Raw genomic sequence first — 23163 nt, forward strand, 5'->3', positions numbered from 1 at the left:
GCAGCGAAGGAGCCGCCACCCAGAGCGACGCCTGCTTCTCACGTGTTCGCCCCATCGACATGACGCGGACAAACTACCATCGTCGCCAGTTCTTGTCGATCCTCCTTCGGGATAAGTCCACGGGCTGGTAGGGCCCACAGGCGCGCGGGACGACGCCCCAGTCGCGGCAGAAGGCCACGTACGCCGGGTGAAACGTCACCGTGCTCGTCTCGCGGTCTCGGCCGGCGACCAGGGCGCGTGCATTGTCACCGAGCAGCGTCCGCGGCACCCCGCCGAAGTGGCGGAAGGCGGCGGCGATTCCCTCGCGCCAATCATCCTGGCGCTCGCTGAGAAACGCCTTGACAAACAAGCGACGAGAATGGCATAGGACCGCCACGAGCAGGTGTACTCGCGTCGGTTGGCCGCCGATGCGGACCACCTTTTGACCAAAGTCGATCTGCATCTGCTGGCCGGGCTCCGTCTCGAAGCGTACGCTCGCCGCATCCGCGGCAAACCGCTCGCGTCGCTGGTCGGCCACGGCGCGCTGGACCGTGCGCACGCTGGCATCGACGCCGCGCTGCCGTAGCTCCCGCGCGACAACGACGGCATTGCCGCCCGCGAGGCTCGCGTAGAGCTGACGGGCCTCGGCTCGCTCGTCGTCGTCGAGGCAGCGTCTACCCGGACGAACCGGAACCTCGGCCTCGGGGCCACCCCGCAGGTACCGCCGCACCGTGTTGCGAGCAACCTCGAGCTCTCGCGCGATCCGTTTGGCGCCCCAGCCGCGCGCCGCCAGATCGCGGATCTGCCGGATGATCTCCGGCTCCACCATGTCCTGCACCTCCGGTACAGCACATGTCTTCACGTCGTGGTTTTGTAGCATCCCTGTGTCCTCCTTCACCGAATCAAGGAGGGGGTCAGTTTTACTGTCGCCGGGGGGTCAGTTTTACTGACGCTCTACAGCACCTGGAGGACGGATGGCACGGAGGACGGCGAAGCAGTGGGCTCGGCTGGTCGCGCGCTGGAAGCGCAGCGGCCTGAGCGCGGGGGGGGCCCGCTCAGTCCGCCATCCGCCACCTTCGAGTCGATGCCGCGGAGCTCGGTCTCTCAGCGCCGCAAGCGGTCCCGGCTCCTTCCGCAGCCGCGGCAGCACGCGCTTCCGTAGGCGTGGTTAGCCCGCGCCTCCTCGGGCAAACCACGAGCTGACGTTTTTTTTTCATATTCCCGCGAGTCTTACAGAGCGCGCATGACCATTCCCGTCAATGGTCTCCCTCGTCAGGGGCGGAGCTTCCGTGCGGTCGGGGGGAACTGGTTCGATCACACCGTGGTTCAATTGAGCCGCCTCTCCAGGGCGGAAATTTGAACAAGACGAAGTTCTACATCCACAAGGTCGCGCTTCAATGGAGCCGCCACTCAGGTGGCGGGAAAGACAGGTTTACGGTTTACAAGGATCCGTGCTTCCCGCGGCTTCAATGGTGTCGCGCCCGTCCAGGAGCGAAGAGTGTGATGCCGGGGCGGGTAGGCATCAAGGAAGCCGTGCTCGGTGAACCTTCCGCGCAACCACGAGGAGCTGGCTCGAAATGAACGAACCAATCGTGCAGCAATGGGGCCGCCCAGCCATGGACAGAAACCGATCGGCGCGTTGTCGAGGGCTTCAGGCCGACACGAAGAATGCGGGCTCGTACCCGGTTTGGGCGTCCACGTGTTCGTAGAGCTGCGTGGCACCGATCCGGTTCCAGAAGTGACCGAGAAACAACGCCGCGGCGGCAGGAGTCGCAAGAAACAGGTGAATCTTCCGCGCCCGCATGTCGCGCACCTCGTCCGCGATCCGATTCCGTATAGCGAGCGCCCAGCCAAGCGCCTCGCTGGCACCGGACAACGCCTGCGCGTGCGCCTCCTCTGGACGAAGGTGAACGAAACGCTTGACGGGCAACTTCGCCTCGCGAGCGTAGGCGATGACGTCACGCCCGAGGTTGCGCGCCACGCTCACGCCCACGGCAAGCTCGTCGCCGAGCCCGAGCTCTTCACGCTCCGCGAACACCTGAACGTCCGCCCGTTTCACCTCGGTCGTCCACCGCTCCTGCCGCTGCATGCACGCGAGGTGGAAACCGCGGACCTCGGGCAAGCTGCGGCCCACCATGAACGCCGTCGGCAGCCGCATGTGGCCCCGAATCATGATGCGATCGCACCGTGCCGCTTCGAGCTTCATCACCGCCTCGCGCAGCTCCGGCAAGAGCCGGCTGTTCCAGAGCGCGGGATCCTTGAGCCTCACGCGCTCCTCCGGACGCTCTCCCTCGTACAGGTCCACCCAGTCGACGGTAGCCTGCGCGTCCACCGCCCAGGGATGACGATCGATCGCCTGCACCACGAACGTCACCCACGGCGCTTCACCGAGAAGAGACCGGTTCCGGATTTCCGCCTCCAGAATAGATCGGTCAATGCGGGTTGTCCCGATCTTGACCCAGTTGCGGCAGGCCTGCATGCCTTGCTCGATCGAGTGCTCGTCAAACTTGAGGCCGCATGCGGCCATGCGGTCAGCAGTCGACGTCACGAGGCTCGACCACGAGCCCTGGTCCGTGTAGAGCGCGAGGTGGTCGAGCATCTCGAGGAGAGCATCCTCGGAAATCGCCACGTGGTCGGCCCATTGCTTTCGGCGCTTGCCAGCCTCGGAGCGCGGCCCTTCTTCCCGCAACTTCGTGCCCAGACAACCATGCAGGCCGTCTCGAAGCTTCAAGAGCGGATCTCGGGGATCGATGGGACGGTTCGTATAGAGCGCGAGACGCGGCACGTAGTCGGGTTTCCGCAGCCGCTGAAAGCTGTCCCGGAACCGCTTCAGGACGCTCGGACCTTCAGTGCCGGAGGGGTCGATCCACCAGGCGTTGTCAATGGGGTTGCTGGCGTCGACCGAGAACTTGAGCTGGTAATACTCGTCGTTCCCGTTGCGACGGTGCACGTTCAAGTCATCGACGATCCCGGAGCCACGTACCTCCATCGAGATGGCGGTCACGTCGCTCCCCGGAAGGAGCATGCGGAGGGCGTGGTACCAGCTCACGAGGTGCTGGTAGTCGTCACCCTGGAGGCGGGCGCCGCTCGGGCTGAGTGTCACGGAGTCCCCTCGATCATGCCGAAGCGCACGGCGAACGCACGCTCTTCGGGTTTCGCCTTGTCCTTCACCCAGTTCTTCCAGAACTTGCGATCCTTGGCCAGCAGCTTGGCGAGCGCCTGCCGGACGTCGTCCTGCAGGGCCGTGTCGGCCGCGATGGCCATGATGCTCTCGAAGATCTGCCGTGCGTTCTGGGGACCCTTGTAATTTGCGACGAGCTCATCAAGGCGGCGCTGCGCGGCGCTCGGTTGATTCGTTGCGGGCGTGCCGGATGTTGCGGGCATGGGTGCGATCCCGGCAGGACGGGCAGCCAGTACTTCCGCACGCCGTCGCGAAATGACTTCGATCTGGGCTCCGAAGAGGACCTCTTTGCGGCTCCTATCGGGCGGCCCTCCATGCTTGCGGTCTCCGTGCCCGTCACGTTCCGCACCCTTCCGTTCCGCGCTTGCTTGGGCCTCCGCGATGCGCGCGATACGCCTCGCCCACGCGAGTTCCAGCGCGATCCGCTGAGCATCGACGCCCGGGGTCTCCCGAAGGCGCCGCTCGAGCCAGAGACCTACATCGTTGAGCGAGTTCTTCTCGTCCGGGGTCTTGGCGTAGGCGGTACCCCACATGGCTTTCAGCAAGGCGAGCGCTTCCACTGGGTCATTTGAAGCACGCGTGGTCTGAAGGGCCTCCGAGAGATAGCGGAAGTGGTTCGATGAGGAGAACCCGCTCACCTGCGAGCGCAAGCGCGCGAGGTCTGGACCTTTCAGGCGCTCCATGCTCAGCAGTCTCCCTGGTGAATCTCCACGAGCTTCTGCAGGCCCGCGGGGAAGCAGTCGTCGGTGCGTTCGAACGCATCGCACCAGGCCACTTCATCGTGCAGAACGTCCTTGCCCGCGTGATCGTGCAGTCGATAGGTGATGCTCGAGACGCGTAGCCTCCCGAACCCGAGTGCCTTGCCACCGCCGAGCTTCAATGCGCTCCGGTCCCGGGGTCGACCCCAACCGAGCGCAATGAGCAAGCCGCCGATCTCGGCCGGGAGTACGTTCTTCATCCGCATCTCACCCCGAAGCTGGGAGCGTCGCGGGATGGCTTCTACGAGCTCCATGGCATCCTGCGTGGTCGCTGGCCCCGGGCAGAGGGCGAACTTCCGGCCGTGAAGGTCGTGCACCTCGATGGCGGGCTCGTTATCTCCTCGACCGCCCCCGGTGTTTCGCTTGAAGGGCCCCACGTGGTGCAGGTTGGGCCCGAACTGCTTCGGCATCTTGCTGATTTCGAAGGGCTCGGCGCCCAGAGAAACGAAGTCGGTCACGCTCACACGGCTTCGGAAAGACATGCGGCCCCACAATGCACACGCAGGGCAAAGCATCAGATCCCGTGGGTATTCCTGGGCGCAGAAAACCTCCTTGTCGCGAACCGACCTCGTCAGACGAGCTGGCGCATTGTCGAGTCCGAAAGTGCGTGACCGGACCTTCCAGTTTGCCTTCGCCCCTCCTGGAATGCAGCTGCGCGTGATGGCTTCGTACCGGGAGCGTACGACGCCCTTCAACGAAGACCCGGGCACGCCGGGTACACCTCGCACGAGTGCCCCGCGTCGCACGGCTTTGCCATCGACGAGCCCCTTGTACCCCGAGCCCACATGCACCGGCTGCTCGGCCACGAGCGTGATCTCCAGGCGTCCCGAAAGCGTGCCCTGCACGCGCCGATCGTGCACAATCTCGGTTCTTTCCCGAACGAGTACGCGGTCGGGAAGGGGAACGAAAGCGTAGCCTGCACTCATGACAGGCTCCCGAGGGCGCGCCGCCCGGCATCGAGCCATGCCTGCACCATGGCGGGCTCGCGCACGTTGAAGCGGATGCTCAGGCCCCGAGGCTCGCCGATGACTGCCGGCAGCTCCCCCTCCCGACACAGAGCGTATGCGTTCTTTTCCTCGGCCGGTGCGAGGGCGCCTACGCCGACGGGCCGGCTTCCAGCGCGTCCCGGCTGCTCGTGGAGGATTGATTGGACCTCGACCCGCGCGACGCCGAGCCCACGGCTCTTGCTCGATCCGAGCTGCGCGAAGCCGTCCGTGATCTCGTCGAGCCCCTGCGTAAGCAGTCCGAGCTGCCAGACCTGATAATTCTCGAGGGCGATCTCGCCCCAGAAGGAAATCCCCGCCGGCACGAGCTCCTGCTCGAACGGCCCGTGCCGAACGGAACCTACCACGCGATCGATGGCCACCCCGTGACGCATCTCGACCTGGTTGGCGGCCCGATGATTCGTCCCGGAGGGGCCCGTCGTCCCATCCCCGTTCTCGACCCACGGGAACAGATCGCGCACCGAGGCGCGCCCCTTCAGCGCCAGCGAGCCGAACAGCCGGCACGCGAGGCATTGCTTCTGGTGGATCTCCGTTGCCGTCATCGAAGACCTGCGACCAGCGAACTGCCCGCAGCTCGTCTGATGCTCGAGGGGATTGCACGCTCCGGCAACGCTGGCCCCCGCGGCTGCGAACGTCTGCCCCCGAACGCTGGCCTCTGCGGCGGAACGGATCACGCCCTTCAAACTCGAGCCCGGGATGTAGACCGTGGCTCCCTGGGTCGCGTGGCGCGTACGAACGCACGTGAGATCGGCTGCGGTCGGATCGAGGCCTGCGTCGCCCGCCTTGATGAGCAGCGGCGTGACGGTCTCCACTCGGATGCGCAGGACTGCGCGATTGTAGCTTTTCTTGAACATCACGCCCTCCGCTGCGTCCTGGCCGCCAGCGCCTCGCGAAAAGTGCTGAACCTGGGCTCGAGATCCCCGCTCGGGAGCCGCTTCTCGGGTTTCCCTTCCAGCAGATCCCGCGCCGAGACTTCAATGGCCCCGGACCATACGATGTCGACTCGACCCAGCCCCCGCGATGTGAAGCCGCCGAGCGCCGTGAAACCGTCCCGAATCTGGTCGAAGCCCATGATCAAGAGCCCCATGAGCCAATCCTTGGGGTTCTCGATGAAGACCTCGAGATCGAAGCAGGTTCCGGGAGAAACGACCTCGAAGTCGTACTTCTGACCGCCGTACACGGTTCGCAGGTCCCGGTCGATCGCCACGCCGTCCCGCACCTCCACGGGCACCCGGCCGATCACGTCGGACTCCGGAAGGCGCATGAGCGCGTCGCTGAAGCGAACGTGGCTCGCGACGATCCGCGATCCGAACAGGCGGCAAACGGCGCAGTGCTGCTCCGGATCGACTTCGCCGCGTTTTCCAGGTGCGTGGTGTCCGCACGCCCCGCCTTCGTAGCTTTCGAGGAGCGGATCGCATGCCCACAGTCCCGTGTCTCGGGGAAGCTCGGCGCCGCGCACGAGCGCTTCGATGGTCGAACGGAGCGAGCCCTTCAAGCTCGCGCCAGGAATGAACGGGTAGCCCTGGGCATCCCTGAGCACGGGCAAGTCGGCACCGTCGAGCTCACCGCTGCCCCCGCTGCCGATACGGAGACCCGTGCGCGTGACGATCTGCCCCGAGAGGCGCAGGCGCTGCTTGAGCTTGTGGAAGTCGGCCACGGAGCTCGTCATCGTCGTCCGCCTTTCTCGCGGTAATGGCCACCGGTGCCCGTATGGCCCTTGTTTCGCGAGCCATCGCCTTGCGGAGCACGGCTCTCGTCACCGTCCTTGCGCTGCTCGTCGGGGTGGGTGGCCTTCTGGTACGTGAATTCACGCGTCAGGTAAACCGCATAAAGGCGCCACGCTGCAACCTTGAGCTCGTCGCTCGACAGCGTGCTTAGCACCTTGTTGGCCGCGTCGATCACGTTCTGCGCCAGCCAGCCGTCCCAGACGCCCCCCTTGCTCTTCTTTCGACCTTCCCCCTCGCTCTTCTCGCGGCTCGCCTGGTACCGGATGTAGAGCTCGATCTCCTCGGCGCATGCGGCCTCGTTGCACACCCCGATGAGGTGACTGAGCTGCGCCTTGTTCAGAAGGGGCTTCGACTCCCTCTTGAATGCGTCTTCCATGACCGTCTTCGCCGCGAGGACGAGCGGTTTTCGTTGGAGCCGCAGTTTCTCAGCAATGTCCATCTCGAATCACCTCGCGAACGTCCGCTTGCAGATGAGCTCGTCGAAACACAGAACGTGACCGAAACCCTGGTGCCGTCGTTGCCCGACGCCCCTTCGCTCGAGCTCCTCGAGCATTGGAAGTATCTGTCTCCAGGTTCGTCCCTCCCCGAGATCGAGGACGAACACGCCTCCGGCTGCCGTGGCGAGCACGGGCTCCATCTTTCCCTTTCGTTGATCCCAGCCGCCCTCCCGGCAGAAACGGCGCGCTTTCAAGTAGCAGGCCGCTTCGAGCGCGCGCATCAGCTCCGCGCTCCCGTCTTCGTCGTCCTTCAGCGGGGCGAGGGGCGAGAGCAGCGTGATCGGGACCAGTCGGCCGACCTTGTGCACCAACAGATGAGCGTCCGCGAGTCGGCGTCTCAGGGCGTCGTCGAACGCTCGCCCTCGTTCTTCCAGCGTCTTCGCTTTGGGGGGCGCGGTCGCTTGAACGGTGACCCGTCCCCAGCCGCTGCCGCGACCACGTCCTAGCGAGAGCGGCTGCGCGAGAGCGAGGGCAAGACGCTCGCGTGATCCCGCGGGGATGTTCCGGATCGTTCCCTCGAAGACGGTCCCTTCCTCCAGCAGTACCTGCGTGAAGAGCTGCCCCTCGCGTGCCGAGGAGCGGGCGCGGTCCATCGACAAGCGGGTCACAGTCCGCGTGGGCACCGAAGAGCGCATTCGCCGTCCTCCCTCGATTCCCCGCAAAGGACCGCCGCAATTCGGAGCGCCACAGCGAGTCACGGACGTTTTCTCGACTGCCGAGACCTGCGTGGCCGTCTCGATATGCTCCGCGGCGAGCCTGTCGAGGAGCGTGTCCACGATGCCATGCTCGCGCCGGTGGTACTTGCATGCGACTGCGGTGATGGGCAACGGCGCGCTGGGGCTCTGGGAGGCGTCGTCCACGGGATACAGGAAGCCGAACTGCGCGCCCTCCTCCGCCACGAGGGCCTGGAACGCCTCGTCGTTCGGGTCCGGAAGCGCCTCGGCGAGCGCGAAACCGACCGTTCCGCGCAGAGCTGCCCCCGGGATCTCGAGGCGCGTGTCCCGCAGCCCGTCGACCGCGAGCGGGACGCCGATGGAGGCCGGCGCGTCGAGCGTCACGCGAAGGTGGACATTCCCTTCCGGCGGCAACGATACCGGGGACGGGGCGGCTTCTTCTCGCCATCGCAGGGCTATCTCGACCCGCGCCATTCCCCGGCTTCGACCGCTGCCGAGGTGGGTCGTACCCCTCACGGCCGCCTCGAAGTAGCGCTCGAGTTCGGGATCGAGGAGACGTCCCTCCGCTCGGAACCGAAGCGAGCGCGACGGAGCCGGGACGCTGCGCATGAAGAGGCGGTTCTCGGCGGCACTACGCGCCTGACGAGACAGCGCGACGCCGGGCTGGATCGCCCAGGCATCCGTTTCCGATTGGGGACGTGCGTCGTGCAGGACCAGGCTGGAGAAGCGGCGCTCGTTGTCCTCGATAGCAGCGCGTTGTGTTCCGAAGAGCCGGCACGCAATACATCGGCCTCCATCATCGAGCATGCACGGCACGGAGCGGGCATTCCCGCTCTGCGCCGCCTCGGGCGAAAGCCCCGTACCCGCTGCGCAGGCCGGCATGTCGGCCCCGCGCAGGAGAGCTTCGAGGCTCTCGCGCAGGGCTCCGCGGATCGCCGTCGCGGGGAGGATCGCGCGGCCCTTTCGATCCCGCGCGTGGGCCCCGTGCAGGCCATCGGGGACGCTCGCATAGCCGCCGATCAGCACGCTTCCGGCGGGGAAACTCAGGGTTATCTCGAAGGCTCTCATGCTGATTCCCGCGGAAGGAGACGGACGAGATCGAGGTGCACGGGACGCGGCCGATGTCGCCAGACGGCATCAGGATCACGCCAATCGACGCCGCAAGCGGCGTACCATGCTCGCCACTTCTCATCCTTCTTCGACCGTGCGACCTGATAGCGGAGGAGGTTCGAGCCTTCCTCTTCGCCGAGCGTAGCGATCTCGGCGAGAATTGCGCGCTGGGCCGTCGGGATCCGTGCGAGGGCCTCGACGGCGTGGAGCAGCCGGGACCAGGATTCCGCAGCCATGTCGATGGGTCGAAGGTCGTCGTTTGGCTTCCCGTCCGCTTTTTCCTCCGTTGCTCGGTAGGACGCGTCGCCTGCCGTCAGCACGGCGAAGTCGAACGCGGAGCGCACCCGGGGGCCCTGCGATTTTCCTGGGCTCGATGGCCGGCATAATCGCTTGGCCTTGCGTTCGAGTTCATGCGCGACGGTCATGAGGCGGGACGCGGGGAGCCGTGCATCGGCGACGACGGCGCCGATCCCGATGCCGAGGCCCGCGAGGCGATCGAAGGGTGGTCCTTGACGGGCGAGCGCGTCGGCCTCCCGTTCGATGGCCGGCACGAGCGCGCTCACGTAGCGGAGCAGATCGTCCCAGGCGAGGAAGAGGCGAATGTCATCGCCTCCGGTCGCGAGGGACACCTTTGGGTGCTGCAATTTAAGGCGCGCTGCCTCATTGCCACGCTCGAAGACGAGCGAGATGGCCTCGCTCGCGATGGCCATCTGCTCGAGCGACTCGAGCTTGTCGAAGAAGTCGCCGAGATCGTTCCCGTCCACCGAGACGGCAGCGATGGGCCCGGTGGTCGGGGAGAGGTCGACAAGGGATTGGATCCGCTCGTCGATGTGGCGGCTTCGATCGCGGCCCGCGTTTGCCATGGCGTCGCACCGATCGCAGACCATTTCGCCCTGCCAGTCGGGGCGCGTGGACTTGTGGCGCGCGAGATAGGTGCCGCAATCGGCGCAGATGTCGTTTTTCGTGGTTGGAATCGCGCCTCCGGGCGGCAGGGCCGCATCCTTCTGGATCTCGAGCTTTCGTCGAAGCCAGCGGAGACTCTGGGCGGGGGCAGCGGGGTCGTAGGGAACGCAGGCCGTGGCCATGACGCCGCCCCACGTTTCCTTTCGGAAAGCGAAGGCGAGCTCTCCGGCGCGGGCGCGGGCCGCTTCCTCCGAGGCGACGAGCTCCACGCCGCGACCGCCGCCGGCAAAGATGGTGCTGTCCCGCTGGGAGGATTCGTCAAAGAGGGCGATGGTGGCGCTGGCGCCGAACATCGCGATGGGGCGGCTGCTCGCGGTGACGAGCTCCTGGATGCCGTTGGCGTCGTAGCCGAGGAGCCATGGCCGAGGCCCCGCCAGCGCGACCGCACGCGCTATCCTGGTCCTTGTCTTGTCGGCGTCGATCATCGGTGCTGGACCCAACCTCGTTCGGGAGACTACCCGTCATGGTGCACGGGTTGGCCTGTGTGCGTCAGCCAGACTTTGTCATTTCGGCCGTTCTTCCTGAATGGATGCCGTCCCGAGGAGGATCGAGCGAAAAAAAACGCGGCGGGAGGAAGGCGAGACAGGTGGGTGTGGAGGAGACCTACACGACCTTAGCTGTGTGCTCAGCCGGCTGCCTCGTCGGCGAGGCCCGCGAAGAGGTCGGACCTGGTCGGGAGCGTGGTCGGCGAGGGAGCGACGGAGTCGGAGCACGGCGGTTGCCTCGGCCGCGACGCGCCGGGCGGAGTCGGACCTGGTCGGGGGCATGGGCGGCGAGGCGTATCGCGAGAGAGATGAGGACGCCGGGCAGCTGCGGTACGAGTCGAAGTGAGGCGGGACACGATCAGGGGCGGAAAGGAGCACAACGGTTTTTGGGGCTTCGACGACGAGCTCTAGCTTCAATGGTGCCGCCCCCGTTCGGGGGCGGAAAGGGAGGCCACCAACGTCGCCATCTGCTTCGACGAGTGCGCGCTTCAAGGGGACTGTTCGGCGCTTCAATGGGGTCGTCCCGTTCTGGGGCGGAAAGTGATCTGCACGAGCACCGACTTCGAGGGCTCGCCCGGCGAGCTTCAATGGGGCCGCCCCGCTCAGGGGCGGAAAGTCCGCCGCCGCCTCGCCGCGCTACGCGAAGCTCAAGCGGGGGCTTCAATGGGGCCGCCCCCGTTCGGGGGCGGAAAGCGTGGCTCGGGCTCGGCTGGCCGTGGGACCTCGACAGGCTTCCATGGGGCCGCCCCCGTTCTGGGGCGGAAAGACGGAGCGATCGGGCGCGTGCTGCGGCAGGCGTGGTCGCTTCCATGGGGCCGCCCCCGTTCACGAGCGGAAAGGGCCACGCTGGAGGAACGATCCCCCGGAATTCCCGATGATGCTTCAATGGGGCCGCCCCGTTCAGGGGCGGAAAGAAGATCTAGCTCGGCGACATGGCGGGCTCGATGCAGCTTCAATGGGCCGCCCCGTTCAGGGGCGGAAAGTGCGCCGACACGCAGGTGGCAACGGAGTTCCACACGCTTCAATGGGGCCGCCCCCTTCAGGGGCGGAAAGCTCCGCGGTCGTCAACGCCTTCACGCGCTACGCGCAGCTTCAATGGGGCCGCCCCCGTTCGGGGCGGAAAGGGCGTGCCACAGCAGTGCTACTGCAGGTGCGACGGGAAGCTTCAATGGGGCCGCCCCCGTTCGGGGGCAGAAAGACGACGACCCGGCGATGTTCGGCGCCGATTTCGTCTACGGGCTTCAATGGGGCCGCCTCGTTCGGGGGCGAAAAGAATCGTGTCATCCGAGAATCAGCGTCGAAGCAAGGGAGGATGGCCCTGGAAGCGCTTCAATGGGGCCGCTCCTGTTCAGAGGCGGAAAGTTCCGACGATGCCAAGCTTCTCGCTGCCACGCCAGAGTGGGCTTCAATGGAGCCGCCCCCCGTTTAGGGGCGGAAAGCATGATGACGGACGCCTCCCAAGCCGTTTTCACGCTGCTTCAATGGAGCCGCCCCCGTTCAGGAGCGAAACGGCGACGAAGTGGTAAACGGTGGAGACCTGCCTGGAGGCGCTTCAATGAGGCCGCCCCCGTCCAAGGGCGAAAAGGAACCCCCGACGCGCTTCGGCGGCATCTCACGTTGGTGCTTCAATGGGGCCGCCCCGTTCAGGGGCGGAAAGGGTGGAGAGCTCCTCGACGGCCGGCCCGGGGTTTTCGTGGCTTGTGGGGCTGCCCCGTTCAGGAGCAGAAAGCGGCGTACGCGTCGCGGTCCGGAACGAAATGGTTCTGTGCTTCAATGGGGCCGCCCTCGTTCAGGGGCGGAAAGGCGACGGAGCCTGACCCGGCCCGCGTGCCGCGCACGGTGCTTCAATCGGGCCGCCCCCGTTCAGGGGCGGAAAGTGCCTATATGTTGCGCACGGGCCAGCTCGTGCAGATGACGCTTCAATGGGGCCGCTCCCGTTCAGGGGCGGAAAGCATGTCGTACGGCTCGAAGGAGTGGGCTATGGGGGACATGCTTCAATGGGGCATGGGGCCGCCCACGTTCTGGGGCGGAAAGTTGTTCTAGGCTTGCGCGGGCATGCGATCGGCTGGCTTCAATGGGGCCGCCCACGTTCGGGGGCGGAAAGCGACCAGGCCGCCCGAGTTTCCTTACCAGCTCGTCCGGGCTTCAATGGGGCCGCCCACGTTCGGGGGCGGAAAGCCCCGCGTCGAAATTCAACGCCCGCCTCGATACCGCGCTTCAATGGGGCCGCCCACGTTCGGGGGCGGAAACCGCGGCAACCTCACGGCAACCTCACGGGCTTCAATGGGGCCGCCCACGTTCGGGGGCGGAAAGACCGCGGCGCATGGCTCACGTTCTGCGCCCGCTGGTCGTGCTTCAATGGGGCCGCCCACGTTCGGGGGCGGAAAGCGATCTCGATACGTTCACGAACGGCGGCGTGCTTCTCCCGCTTCAATGGGGCCGCCCAATTCTGGTGCGGAAAGTGATACAGGCGACGTTCCAGATGGTCTTGGACCGTGAGCTGCTTCAATGGGGCCGCCCAATTGTGGTGCGGGAAGGCCTCGGGAACATCGCCTTCACGATGTTCATGGGTACGCTTCAATGGGCTGCCCCGACTCTGGGGCGGAAAGCGTGGCCCGCGTCGGGTTGAAGCCCACCGTCGGAATTATTTCTTTAATGGTGCCGCTCACGTTCTGGGGCGGAAAGGCCGTGGAGGTGTGGTGTCGGACGGTGCCCGTCACGCTTCAATGGGGCCGCCCACGTTCGGGAGCGGAAAGAGCCGCGCGAATATGCGGCAATGGTCGAAGTGCTCGATGCTTCAATGGGGCGCCCACGTTTCGGGGGCGGAAAGGGGAGCGTAGGCTACTCACTCGCGTTCACGCAGGGCACGCTTCAATGGGACCGCCCACGTTCGGAGGCGGAAAGAAGGTCAGCAAAACGAATCGGACGAGCACGCTCCCGCTTCAATAGGGCTGCCCCGTTCTGAGGCAGAAAGAGCGGGCGCGACCGTTGGGGTGCTCGTCCTGCTCGGCGCGCATCAATGGGGCCGCCCACGTTCTGGGGCGAAAAGGGCTACGGGTCGGGTTTCAAAAACCCCGAGTTGCAAATGCTTCAATGGGGTAGCCCACGTTCGGGGGCGGAAAGAGCCCACGCGTTACTGCATGCCGAACGCGATCTACGCGCATCAATGGGGCCGCCCACGTTCTGGGGCGGAAAGGGCTTGACCGGGCCACCGGCCAGCAATGAGGCGGCAGGCTTCAATGAGGCCGTCCACGTTCTAGGGCGGAAAGCCGTCAAGTTCACCCTCACCTAGCTTCAATGGGGCCGCCCACGTTCGGGGGCGGAAAGGAGGTGAACCTCTGCTTCCGGACCTGTCGCAAGGTGCGTCAATGGGGCCGCCCCCGTTCAGGGGAAAGTTGGCGCAGATCACCTACGCCAGTATCCCGCTCATCGAGCTTCAACGATGCCGCCCAGTTCAAGGGGCGGAAAGACCGTGAGGAGACTGCGGCGCTCCGCTCGGACAACATGCTTCAATGGGGCCGCCCACGTTCTGGGGCGGAAAGCCGACCGGATGGTCCTTCGCGAACAGCGGCTTTCCGTCGCTTCAATGGGGCCGCCCACGTTCTGAGGCGGAAAGACCTCAACACGACCATCGCGGACGCGAAAACGGGCTGGCTTCAATGGTGCCGCCCCCCCGTTCAGGGGCGGAAAGTCCCGACGGCGCTGGTGAGCGCAACGGAGTCGGCTTCCTTCAATGGGGCCGCCCCGTTCAGGGGCGGAAAGACGTGCGGCGCGCGCCACGCGTCCGGGCTCGTCTGGCTTCAATGGGGCCGCCCACGTTCTGGGGCGGAAAGTCTGCTGCTCGTCGGCGTGTATGGCCCAAGTGGGACGAGGCTTCAATGGGGCCACCCAGGGGCGGAAAGGCCGTGATCAGGTACTGCCGGCCGGTGCCGGCGGTGACGCTTCAATGGGGCCGCCCCGTTCTGGGGCGGAAAGCCCGCATGGGCAAGGTGCAGCGCGTCAAGGTCGACCTCTTGCTTCAATGGGGCCGCCCCTGTTCAGAGGCGGAAAGACGTGGTGGCCGCTGTCGTCGCGCCGATCACGAAGCTGCTTCAATGGGGCCGCCCACGTTCTGGGGCGAAAAGGACCATGTACCACCTTCGCCACGCGTTCGGGACTACCCTGCTTCAATGGGGCCGCCCACGTTCTGGGGCGGAATGAAGTACGAAGCGTGCGTGGAGGAATGTGGAAATCACAAGGCTTCCATGGTGCCGCCAGGCGGAAAAACCTTCAACAACATCACACCACCGAACTGGGTGTGGCTTCAATGGTGCCGCCCACGTTCAGGGGCGGAAAGTCGACCTGTGAGGGAAGCCCGAGTGTTTGTACCGTCTTGCTTCAATGGTGCCGCCCACGTTCAGGGGCGGAGATACAACATCCCAACTAATCAATCGAAATGCCAAAGATCCGTGGGCCCCGAGCACACCCGCCCAAGACCCCAGCAAACCGCCCCCCACCCTACCACACCACCCCGCCCCCCGGAACCCCCCGTCCTCACTCCCCCGTCCTCACTCCCCCACCCGAAACCCCCCCAGCCCAAAGTGCGCCGCATACCCCAGCGCCACCGGTCCCTCTACCGCCGGCTCGAACCGCAGCCGCAACCCAAATCCCGCCACGATGGGCGGCCGCTTCCCAGAATCCATCCGCTCCATCCGCCACCGCCGCCATCGCCGCGCGAAGCCCGCATCTTCCGCCGCGCTCCACCGCCCCCAGAATTCCTCGGCAGCCACGTACTGCCCTCCCTCGAGCTCCACCTCCACGCTCGCCGCCGCGGGCAACCCCCGCGACGAGAGTTCCGCCTGCACCTGCCCCTCGAGCGAGTTCACGCCACGCGGCTTCATGAACCGCGATGGCACAAACGGCGTCACGCTCGTCCAGACCGTCGACACCCCAAGCTGCGCCACCGTCTCCCGAAAATCCTCACGCCTCCCAAGCCCCACGAGCGCCACATCCAGGTCCGGCAACTCCTTCGCCCACAGCCGCCGCACCCGCATGAGCGCCCCCACCGCGGGCCCGTCGAATCCCATCGGTGCATGCACGAGCATGTGGTCGACTCGATCGCGCTTCTCGTCGATCACGAGGGGTATGAGCGTCGCATGCCGGTGCCCTGGAATCAGCTCGTCATCCGCGGTCCTGGCCGTAAGACACGACGAGGGCCCGGCCCCGGCTGAAGCCTCGTCCGAGCCCCGCACAAGCGCGTCGTGTAGTGCCTCCATCCACGGGAGCGCCTCCGCCAGGCGAGGCGATCGGTCGTCCCCCGATGCCTCGCCCCCCAGCGCGAGGAGCGCAGTATCCGCCCCGAGCCGACGTGCAAAATCGGCCAGGTGCCTCGCCGCAATCGTTCCCCCTCGCGCCGGCCGTTTGCTCATGGTGCCCTCACGTGTTCCACCGCGCGAGCTTGCTCCTGTGCTCATCGACTACCGCGACCATGACCTTCTGGATCGCCTCGTGCCCGTACGTCCTGACTGCCTCGACGAGCGTACCCGGTTCGAAGCCCGGGCGCTTGGGCGCGCGCACGAGATGGCCACCGGTAGCGATGAAGAGCTCGGTCTCCGGCACGGCCCGCGTGACGACCTTGTCGTAACGCTCCGTGTCGATGCGCCCCGCAAGCGGCGCCAGCTCGACGGTGAGCGCGGGCCGCAGCATCTCCTCGACATGGGCCGCTTGCTTTACGGTCGCAGCGCGCGAGAGCTGGAGATGCCACAGGAGATAACGACGCAGCCGCCGTTCGGGGAGCCGTTCCATCTTCACCCCCTGCTCCATGAGGTCGAACGACTGAATGCCGTGCAGGATCATGTCGATCCAGCCCCGAAGCCGCTTCGAGACCTCCCCATGCGCCCTCCTCCCATCGATATCGAGCTCCATGTTCATGAGCGCCTGGAGCGCGAAGACGTCGGCCGCATAATCGACCTGCTCCAGCACGAAGCTGGCCCGGCCGATCGAGGTATAGTTCGTGCTGCGAAGAGTTTGCCAGTCGTGCAGCAGCTCGTGGAGCAGGACCAGCTTCGCGAAGCTCCGCTGCTGGTCCACGGTGCTGTTGACGAGCGCTTGGAGGATCCCCGCCCCCATCGTGTACCGGCCTTCGATGACGCGGAGTTCGAACGGCTCGTCCTCCGTGGTGTCATTGGGCAGCTCGAGCTCGGCGAGCCGGCTGATGTATTTCTCTCGATCGCCCTCTGGCAGGATTCCCGTCGGGAGGTGCTCGGGTTTCAAGTACGTCCTGAGCTCCGCGATGCCGTCCTTCATCGCGTCGAGGACCCTCCGACGGGCAAGGATGGACGCGGCGTCCTTGGGGAGGGGTGCCTCCGTACTCGCTTGGAAGGGAAGCGAGTACGCGAGTTCGTAGTTCGGCTGGCGATACTCCGTGAGCCACACGCTATTGCCAACAACGTTGGGGCTCATGGCTTTGCCGATGGCAAATGCGACTTGCGCCGGGACGCCAGCGAAGATAGCAAGGCCGCGTCGATCCGGGTACCGTGCCGGCGCCATCGACATGAACTGAGCGAGCTGCCGAACGAGCGGGCCCATGTTGTTCTGGGTCACGAGGAGCCTCTGTGAAGAGCGAAGCTGCACGACGCCCGCAAGGGGGTCCCCCTCGTTTTTGATGAACGAAGCGAAGACGCTTTTATCTGTACCTCGTCCGGCTGTATCGAAGGCGATCCCGACGCGGCCATCGCTCGGCTGCGGCTCTGACGGTACCCCCAGCGCTTCGTCCAGCGGCTCCGATTCATCGGCGGTCGTCGACTCGATCGTGAACGGCTCCCACCGTCCCCCGCCATGCGGCTGGTTGAGGACGATGGTTCGGTGGACGGACTTCGTGAACTTGTACCCGAGATGGATGAATGCTGCTAGCGGTCCTTTGCCTGCGATGAATACAACCGTCGTGCTGGACGTGCTGGCCTGCAATTCATGCACCCTGGCAGCTGCCCCCTCGACCGCTTTCCCGATCGCGGGCCAGTCGACGGGAGACGTGTCCGGGGGAGGGGCAAGCTGTGGTGCGCCGAGCTTCGTCAACTGAAGCACGATGCGTTCGTCCCGTTCTGCAGGGAGCTCCGCCTTGAGCTCCTCGACCGAAACGCCGGGGTAGATGTCGACGACGATGAGGATTTGCAAGTCTTGCGACGCCATGCCTGCTCCTGTTGAATGTGCTACCTTCTGCTTACGTTTACGGGCCGTAATTCATGGGGGTGATTGCCATGCTGGTGCGAGTACCCTCCCACGCACGAACGGCGTGAGTTCCTACAATGAGAAAGTAAAGCTCATCCCCGGCAAACACGTCCGCCCGTAGGCGTCGCCGCCAATCCTGGAGGTCCGTCGAGGAGGGCGTCGGATCCGGCTCGGGATGCGTGTGCCACTCGCCGAGATATACGCATGTGCTGCCGCTCGCGAGCCAAGCGTCATCGATCCGTCGCTGATGATTCCTTTGCCCGCGCCGAAACTGGAATCGAGAGCGCGTATCGCCAGGCATCGGCTCCGTGATTTCATCTACCACGATATCAGACGTGTCGAGCAGGTGCCGACCCAAGAGTACGCCCCCGGCCTCATGGTGATGCGGAGCAAACTGCTTGTACACAGCGAAGCGCGCGAGGGCAGCGCTGTCGATCTTCAGCCGCTTCCCGCCACGAGTTCTGAACACGAGGGCAGGCGTCAAGGCTTTCTCCCGCAGACAGCGCAGTTCTCCCGCGCGTAGCTGAACCGCAGCTCGTGCAGGGACTTCTCGTCGAGCTCGTAACGAGCCGAAGTCTGAAAGCCGGCCGCCCGGAAGGCTTCACCGTCCCCCTTCCAGGAGAGCAACGGATGTCCCCTCGATCGATCGCGCAGAAGGTCGAGCGCCAGCCGCGTCGCTAGCTCCGCCGTACGAACCGCATCCAGGTCAGCGTAGGGCGTGTACATCGTGGCACACCCGGAGACGTCCTTCGCGAAGAACTGTTCGGGGGCCGCGAAGTCTGCACGGTTCCGCCTGGGCTCTCCGGGGATGGGCGAGTCGAAGAGACAACCAAAGCAGCCCCAAGCGTCCGCGCCTTGGGTCTTCGTGAGCAGAGCATGCCCGCCGAGACCGTACGGCTCGAGCCAGGTGAAGATAAGCGCGGGAGCATCCTGCACGCGCTGCAACTGCTCGTTCAGGTACCTGCCGACGGTAGGATCTCCGGCCGCGTAGATGAGCAGACCCAGATTCTTCAGTGCGGAGTCGCGTCGAACGAGCAAATTTTCGATGCGCTCGCGCTGCAGACCAACGTCGATGTACGGCACCTTGGTCGTCAGCTCTCGCTTCATTGCGTCGACCTTGGGTGTACCGATGCCACTGCTCCCAAGGACGTGGCGGAACGCATTTTGGGCGGTGAGCTTATCAGGATCGACGAGGGTCAAGTGGCCCACTCCCGCCCGCGCAAGCAGGAGCGCGAGGTAGCCCCCTACGGATCCGCAGCCTACCAGGCCGACACGTGCCTTCGCCAGGTCGGGCGCGTTCTCTGCGCGAGCAGTCACGACTGCACGGTCTCGACGCTCAAGCGCAATGTAGCGCCCTGGGCGTCCCGGCGTGCCATGGCGGAGTGGGTTTCCGCCGCTCACCCCCGCGTAGTCGATTCCGACAAGTGCCTTGCCGCCCTTTCGTCGTGGAATACCCAGGACGACGAAAGCCCGCGCATAGTTCTTCGCACCAAGCCGGTCCAACCGCTTGCGGTTCTCGACCGAGAGGTGCTTCGAGACGAAATGCCTTGTCCACTCCAGCGACCGGAAGTCCTGGGGAGTGAACCTGTCCTGCAGGGCGCTCGGCTCGAGCGGAACGTAGTGTGCTGCATGCAGGGGAGGCGACCTCGTGTCGCGGTTGCCCGCAAATTCCTGGACCGCATCGTACGAGTCAGCGACGACCGTGATCTGATTCGTGCGGTTTCTGTCAATGGCGACACGGCGGAGCGTGTCGTTAGGGTCGAGGTAGCAGGGGACGGAGTCGTGGTCCGTGATTTGCAACCAGTAGGCTTCGAGCTCGTCCAGGAAGTCGGCAGCGTTTGCTCCGGAAACGCCAGCCCCGATGACATCGACTGCAATGTCGAGCGATTCCTGCAGAACCTCGAGCGGCGAATGATGGTCGATGAGGAGCCCGTCGTCGGCGCGGAGGCAGATCTTGCCGTCGTGCTCGACGTGGGGGAACCTGCCGAGGGGATCGGGCAGGACCCAGAAGATCTGTGGCAGGGTCAAGGGGAAGCGGTGACAAACGCCCACGCGCAGCGCGACGCGGCGGCCATCGATGTCGATGTTGCCCTCGACGGCCGCCACGATCTGGCGCGACTTGCCCCACGCGAGTTCATCGGAGTTCAGGAGACGTGCAGACGAGAGCCGTCCGCTCGCGAGGAACTCCTTCAGCAGGCTTTGCCGCTCCTCCGCGCTGATCACCGGACCGTCACGCCGAGTTGCCAGAGGAGGTGATCGCCTTGTCCCGCTTCTGGGCGGTGTCGCTCTTCTCGGGCACGGGGAAGTCGTCGCCGAAGTGCTCGCGGAGCTCCTTGCACGCGGTGTGCGGGTCCACGTCCTCCTGCGCCTTCTTCAGCGCATCGAGGAGTTTCTCGAGGCGCTCCTGGAAGCTGCGCATGCTCGCGTCCGACATGTTGTCGCACAGGTCGGAGTGGGGCCAGATCGGAAGCTCGACGCAGATGCGGGGGCGGTGCTCCTTCGCTTCCTCGCTCCAGACGGGCAGGAAGCTATTGAGCATCGTACTGACAAGGTTCCGCAGAGCGGCGAGGTCGTCGTACACGACCTTGTTCGCGAACGGATCCTGCGTCTTGAACACCGTGAACCAGCGGTACACTGCGACCGTCAGCGCGATCCCCTTGGGTGCTTTCCTGCCGAATGCGGAGAACCGCAGGTCCTTCCAGCGCTTGAGCGCTCGGATCACCCGACGGAATTGCTGCGCGTCCTCGCCGGTGTACTTGCCTGTGATGAGATTCTGCAGCTCCTGCGGATCGGACGGCTCCCACTTGCGGTCTTCGGGCTTGGAGTCGGTCTTGCCCTTGGCGATGTAGTCTTTCTTGTCGGCGTTCTTCTCGTTGCTGGAGTAGCAGACGAGATCGACGTGATAGATGTCTTCCCCGTCCTCCTGGTAGAACACCGTGACACACCCGCGTCGCATCTCGACGTGCTTGGTGTGCTTCTCGACCGCGTCGTGAACCCACTTCTTGACGACGACGGGATCGGGGTAATCCTCCTTCGCCAGGTCGAAGCGAAGACCGACGTCGATGTCGAAGTCGCCGTTGATGGGCTTCACGCCGATGTTCATCGCGTAGCTGCCCTGGTTGAAAGGCTCGTACGACGGGATCGTTGCGCCGTCCTTGCGTTGACGCTTGATGCCCTCGCTCAAGCGGCGAAGGACTCGCTCCCGCTTCTCGACGAGGATGGCTTTCTCGTCATCTCGCTCGAACCGGATGGCCGCGTCGAACTCGACGAAGTATTTCTGCACGTCTGCCACGATCTTACCTCCAGAAAGAACCAGGACTACGGGCACTCCGGCAGCGAGAGCAGGTTGTTCGGCTGCTCGCCGTCGTTCTCCGTCTTCAGGTACTCGTTGCCCGCCGCGGACTTGCCGATGATGACCTTCACGCGGTGCCCCGTGGGCTGTTCGACGTGATAACTACAGATCCCGCCCCTGATGTTCCTGATGGCTTGCTCCTGCGTGTGCGTCCAGCGGGTGCGGTCGGGGGCGACTCCTCCCACTGCGCGAATGCGCTCGTGGGCATTCTTCCGGTCCGTCTTCTTCACACAACCAACGCGCAATTCTTGAGCCACGGCCGAACCCTCCCTGGGTATGGGAATCCCGCTCCGGCGAAGGCACGGTCCGCGAAGATCTCCCTCGGTAAAGGAGAAGATGCCGTCCCAAGGAAAACCAAGCGCAGAATGTTACGCACCTGCACTCCGCCCCCGGCCACCCCTTTACCGCACCTCTGCAAGCTCCCCGAGCACTTCCTCCAACCCTGGTCGTGTCGAAGGAGTCTTCTGCAGCATACGCCCGACAAGCTCACGCAAGCGCGCCGGAGCCCGCTCCTGTAAGCGGTCCATGGGCGGGTCCTTGAAGAGGTGCAGGGCCATGAGGTCCTTCGCTTGCTCGGCGACGAACGGCAACCTGCCCGCGAGCATCTGGAACAGCAGCACGCCCAGCGAATACACGTCTGCCTTCGGCTCGACGGTCTTCGACTTGATCCACTGCTCGGGCGCCATGTAGTCCCACGTCCCGAGCAGGGCGCTACCGCCCGTGGAGATGTGCCCGATTGCGATCGGCTCTCCGCGTTGCTCAGGTCGCACCTTGGCGAGGCCGAGGTCGGCGAGACGAACCTGCGCGTCGTCGATGCTCTCCCGGTCCAGCAGTACGTTAGCGGGCTTCAGGTCCCGATGAACGATCCCCCGTTCGTGTAGCGCTGCGAGCGCGCTCGCGATTTGTGAAGCGATATGCGCCGCCGTATTCGGGGCGAGCGGGCCTCTCGCAGCCGCGAGTGCGTGCGCGAGGTTATTCGGAAGCCATTCGAGCACCATGTAGGGAGACCCATCCGGCAGGGTTCCTGACATGAGCAGCGTGACGATGTGCGAGTGGCGGATGGTCTGGAGGATGCTCGCCTCGTTGACGAAACGCGCCACGATGTTCTTGTCCGAACACCACATCCCGTGCAGGACCTTCAACGCGACGGGGTGCCCGAGAGGCATCGTGTTCGCTTCGTAGACATGGCACATGGCGCCGACCGCTACCAGACGAACCACCTCGTAATCTTCGATGCGCGATCCGGGCGCAAGCATCGATCGCTCCTGCTCCCTCTCTCTACTCGTCCAGATCCGTCGGCCGGAGGGCCTGGATACGTTCGATCCACTCGAGCATGGTGCGTAGCTCCGCGGCGCTGGAAGGATGCTCTGCGACGAACGCAGCCGCGTCCACGCGCTCTCCAGCGTCACGTCGTCGCAGGTACGAAAGCAAAGCAGCGGCGGCCTCTTCCTGCTCGGTCGGACCGGCAGAGGGAACCGCCGACTTCCCATCCATCTCATTCGACATTCTCTCTCGGAGCGTCCGAATGCCTCGTTGCAGAAGCCCGGCAACGGCTTGCTCGCTCTTACCCATCTGTTCCGCAGCCGCTGCGACGCGCATCTCCTTCAGATGGCATAACCAGATCGCGAGCTTCTGCTCCTCGGGAAGCTGAAAAATCCACCCGAACACGAGCTGCCACTGCTCTGCGGCGGCGGTGGCCTGGCTCGGGCTCGTTTGCGGTGCCGGAATCTCGAGCGCGTCGGGATCGTCGAGGGGCGTCTCCTCCTTCTTGTCCCGCTTCATCTGCCCAGCGTGCCGGAACGCCTGCGTGGTGCTCGTCTCAACGACCTTTTGCAGCCAAGCGAGGAACTGCTTCTCGGTCGTGCCCTGGAACGCGGCAAACGATCGGAACGCCTGCATCCCGGCCTCCTGAGCGATATCCGAGGCGCGGGCGATGCCGGCCTGCTTCTTGGCGAGCCGGCGCGAGACCCAGTCGTCGAGTACGGGCTGGCACCACTGAAACAGTGCTTCGAGCGCGCTTCTGTCCCCAGCTTTCGCGCGCGCGATCAGCTCGTCGAGCGGTGCACCCTGGTGAAACTCTCGACTCATGGCAGAAGGGGCGGCAACGTAACACCGGCTGGTAGGACCGCAATATCCACCCGTGGCTCGAGACCCCAAGCCAGGGTACCGACGCCGCGCCCCTGGACGAGACGCACCGTCCGGGAGGCCATCTTGGGTGCCTGGCACA

The 23163-nt window shown here is 65.2% G+C and carries 15 protein-coding genes, 1 pseudogene and 1 CRISPR repeat array; all 16 genes and pseudogenes read right to left on the reverse strand.

The annotated features are described in order from the left end of the window. Positions 1-124 precede the first annotated feature (124 nt). A pseudogene (gene istA / locus QHF83_RS47155) lies at positions 125-808 on the reverse strand (IS21 family transposase); the annotation flags it as partial. A gap of 822 nt (positions 809-1630) precedes the next feature. Next, positions 1631-3082, reverse strand: a complete 1452-nt coding sequence (locus QHF83_RS47160; RefSeq protein ID WP_282424710.1) for an SAVED domain-containing protein — start codon at positions 3080-3082, stop codon at positions 1631-1633. Then, positions 3079-3843 (reverse strand): hypothetical protein, encoded by a 765-nt coding sequence (locus tag QHF83_RS47165; RefSeq protein WP_282424711.1) that lies wholly within the window; start codon positions 3841-3843, stop codon positions 3079-3081. Before QHF83_RS47165 ends, QHF83_RS47160 begins: the two co-directional genes overlap by 4 nt. A 2-nt stretch (positions 3844-3845) precedes the next feature. Further along, entirely contained in the window at positions 3846-4883 is a 1038-nt protein-coding gene (locus tag QHF83_RS47170) for an RAMP superfamily CRISPR-associated protein (RefSeq protein WP_348980529.1), read from the reverse strand. Then, positions 4841-5776 (reverse strand): CRISPR-associated RAMP protein Csx7, encoded by a 936-nt coding sequence (csx7, locus tag QHF83_RS47175; RefSeq protein ID WP_282424713.1) that lies wholly within the window; start codon positions 5774-5776, stop codon positions 4841-4843. The genes QHF83_RS47170 and csx7 (QHF83_RS47175) overlap by 43 nt, the downstream gene beginning before the upstream one ends. Next, entirely contained in the window at positions 5776-6591 is an 816-nt protein-coding gene (gene csx7, locus QHF83_RS47180; protein ID WP_282424714.1) for a CRISPR-associated RAMP protein Csx7, read from the reverse strand. Before csx7 (QHF83_RS47180) ends, csx7 (QHF83_RS47175) begins: the two co-directional genes overlap by 1 nt. Then, positions 6588-7088 carry a hypothetical protein gene (locus tag QHF83_RS47185; protein WP_282424715.1) on the reverse strand — a complete coding sequence of 167 codons (501 nt, stop codon included), beginning with the start codon at positions 7086-7088 and terminating at the stop codon, positions 6588-6590. Before QHF83_RS47185 ends, csx7 (QHF83_RS47180) begins: the two co-directional genes overlap by 4 nt. 6 nt (positions 7089-7094) lie before the next feature. Beyond that, positions 7095-8888, reverse strand: a complete 1794-nt coding sequence (locus QHF83_RS47190; RefSeq protein WP_282424716.1) for an RAMP superfamily CRISPR-associated protein — start codon at positions 8886-8888, stop codon at positions 7095-7097. After that, on the reverse strand, positions 8885-10318 hold the full coding sequence (locus tag QHF83_RS47195; protein ID WP_282424717.1) for a hypothetical protein: 1434 nt from the start codon (positions 10316-10318) through the stop codon (positions 8885-8887). Before QHF83_RS47195 ends, QHF83_RS47190 begins: the two co-directional genes overlap by 4 nt. A gap of 473 nt (positions 10319-10791) precedes the next feature. Next, a CRISPR array of direct repeats spans positions 10792-13774; the repeat unit is 36 nt; unit sequence GCTTCAATGGGGCCGCCCACGTTCGGGGGCGGAAAG. Between the two features lie 1151 nt (positions 13775-14925). Next, entirely contained in the window at positions 14926-15831 is a 906-nt protein-coding gene (gene csb2, locus QHF83_RS47200) for a type I-U CRISPR-associated protein Csb2 (protein ID WP_348980530.1), read from the reverse strand. Next, entirely contained in the window at positions 15794-17545 is a 1752-nt protein-coding gene (locus QHF83_RS47205; RefSeq protein WP_282424719.1) for a hypothetical protein, read from the reverse strand. Before QHF83_RS47205 ends, csb2 begins: the two co-directional genes overlap by 38 nt. A gap of 519 nt (positions 17546-18064) precedes the next feature. After that, positions 18065-19807: a ThiF family adenylyltransferase gene (locus tag QHF83_RS47210; RefSeq protein ID WP_282424720.1), complete on the reverse strand. Its 1743-nt coding sequence runs from the start codon at positions 19805-19807 to the stop codon at positions 18065-18067. A gap of 7 nt (positions 19808-19814) precedes the next feature. Further along, the gene (locus tag QHF83_RS47215) at positions 19815-20876 is read right to left on the reverse strand and encodes a cyclic GMP-AMP synthase DncV-like nucleotidyltransferase (RefSeq protein WP_282424721.1); all 1062 of its coding nucleotides are present in this window, start codon (positions 20874-20876) and stop codon (positions 19815-19817) included. A gap of 26 nt (positions 20877-20902) precedes the next feature. Further along, positions 20903-21193 carry a DUF3892 domain-containing protein gene (locus QHF83_RS47220; protein ID WP_282424722.1) on the reverse strand — a complete coding sequence of 97 codons (291 nt, stop codon included), beginning with the start codon at positions 21191-21193 and terminating at the stop codon, positions 20903-20905. Between the two features lie 144 nt (positions 21194-21337). Further along, a complete protein-coding gene (locus tag QHF83_RS47225) occupies positions 21338-22192 on the reverse strand; it encodes a serine/threonine-protein kinase (RefSeq protein ID WP_282424723.1) in 855 nt (284 codons plus the stop codon). Between the two features lie 22 nt (positions 22193-22214). After that, positions 22215-23024 (reverse strand): sigma-70 family RNA polymerase sigma factor, encoded by an 810-nt coding sequence (locus tag QHF83_RS47230; RefSeq protein ID WP_282424724.1) that lies wholly within the window; start codon positions 23022-23024, stop codon positions 22215-22217. Positions 23025-23163 lie beyond the last annotated feature (139 nt).

Source organism: Polyangium sp. 15x6 (assembly GCF_029960785.1).
Classification (GTDB): Bacteria; Myxococcota_A; Polyangia; order Polyangiales; family Polyangiaceae; genus Polyangium.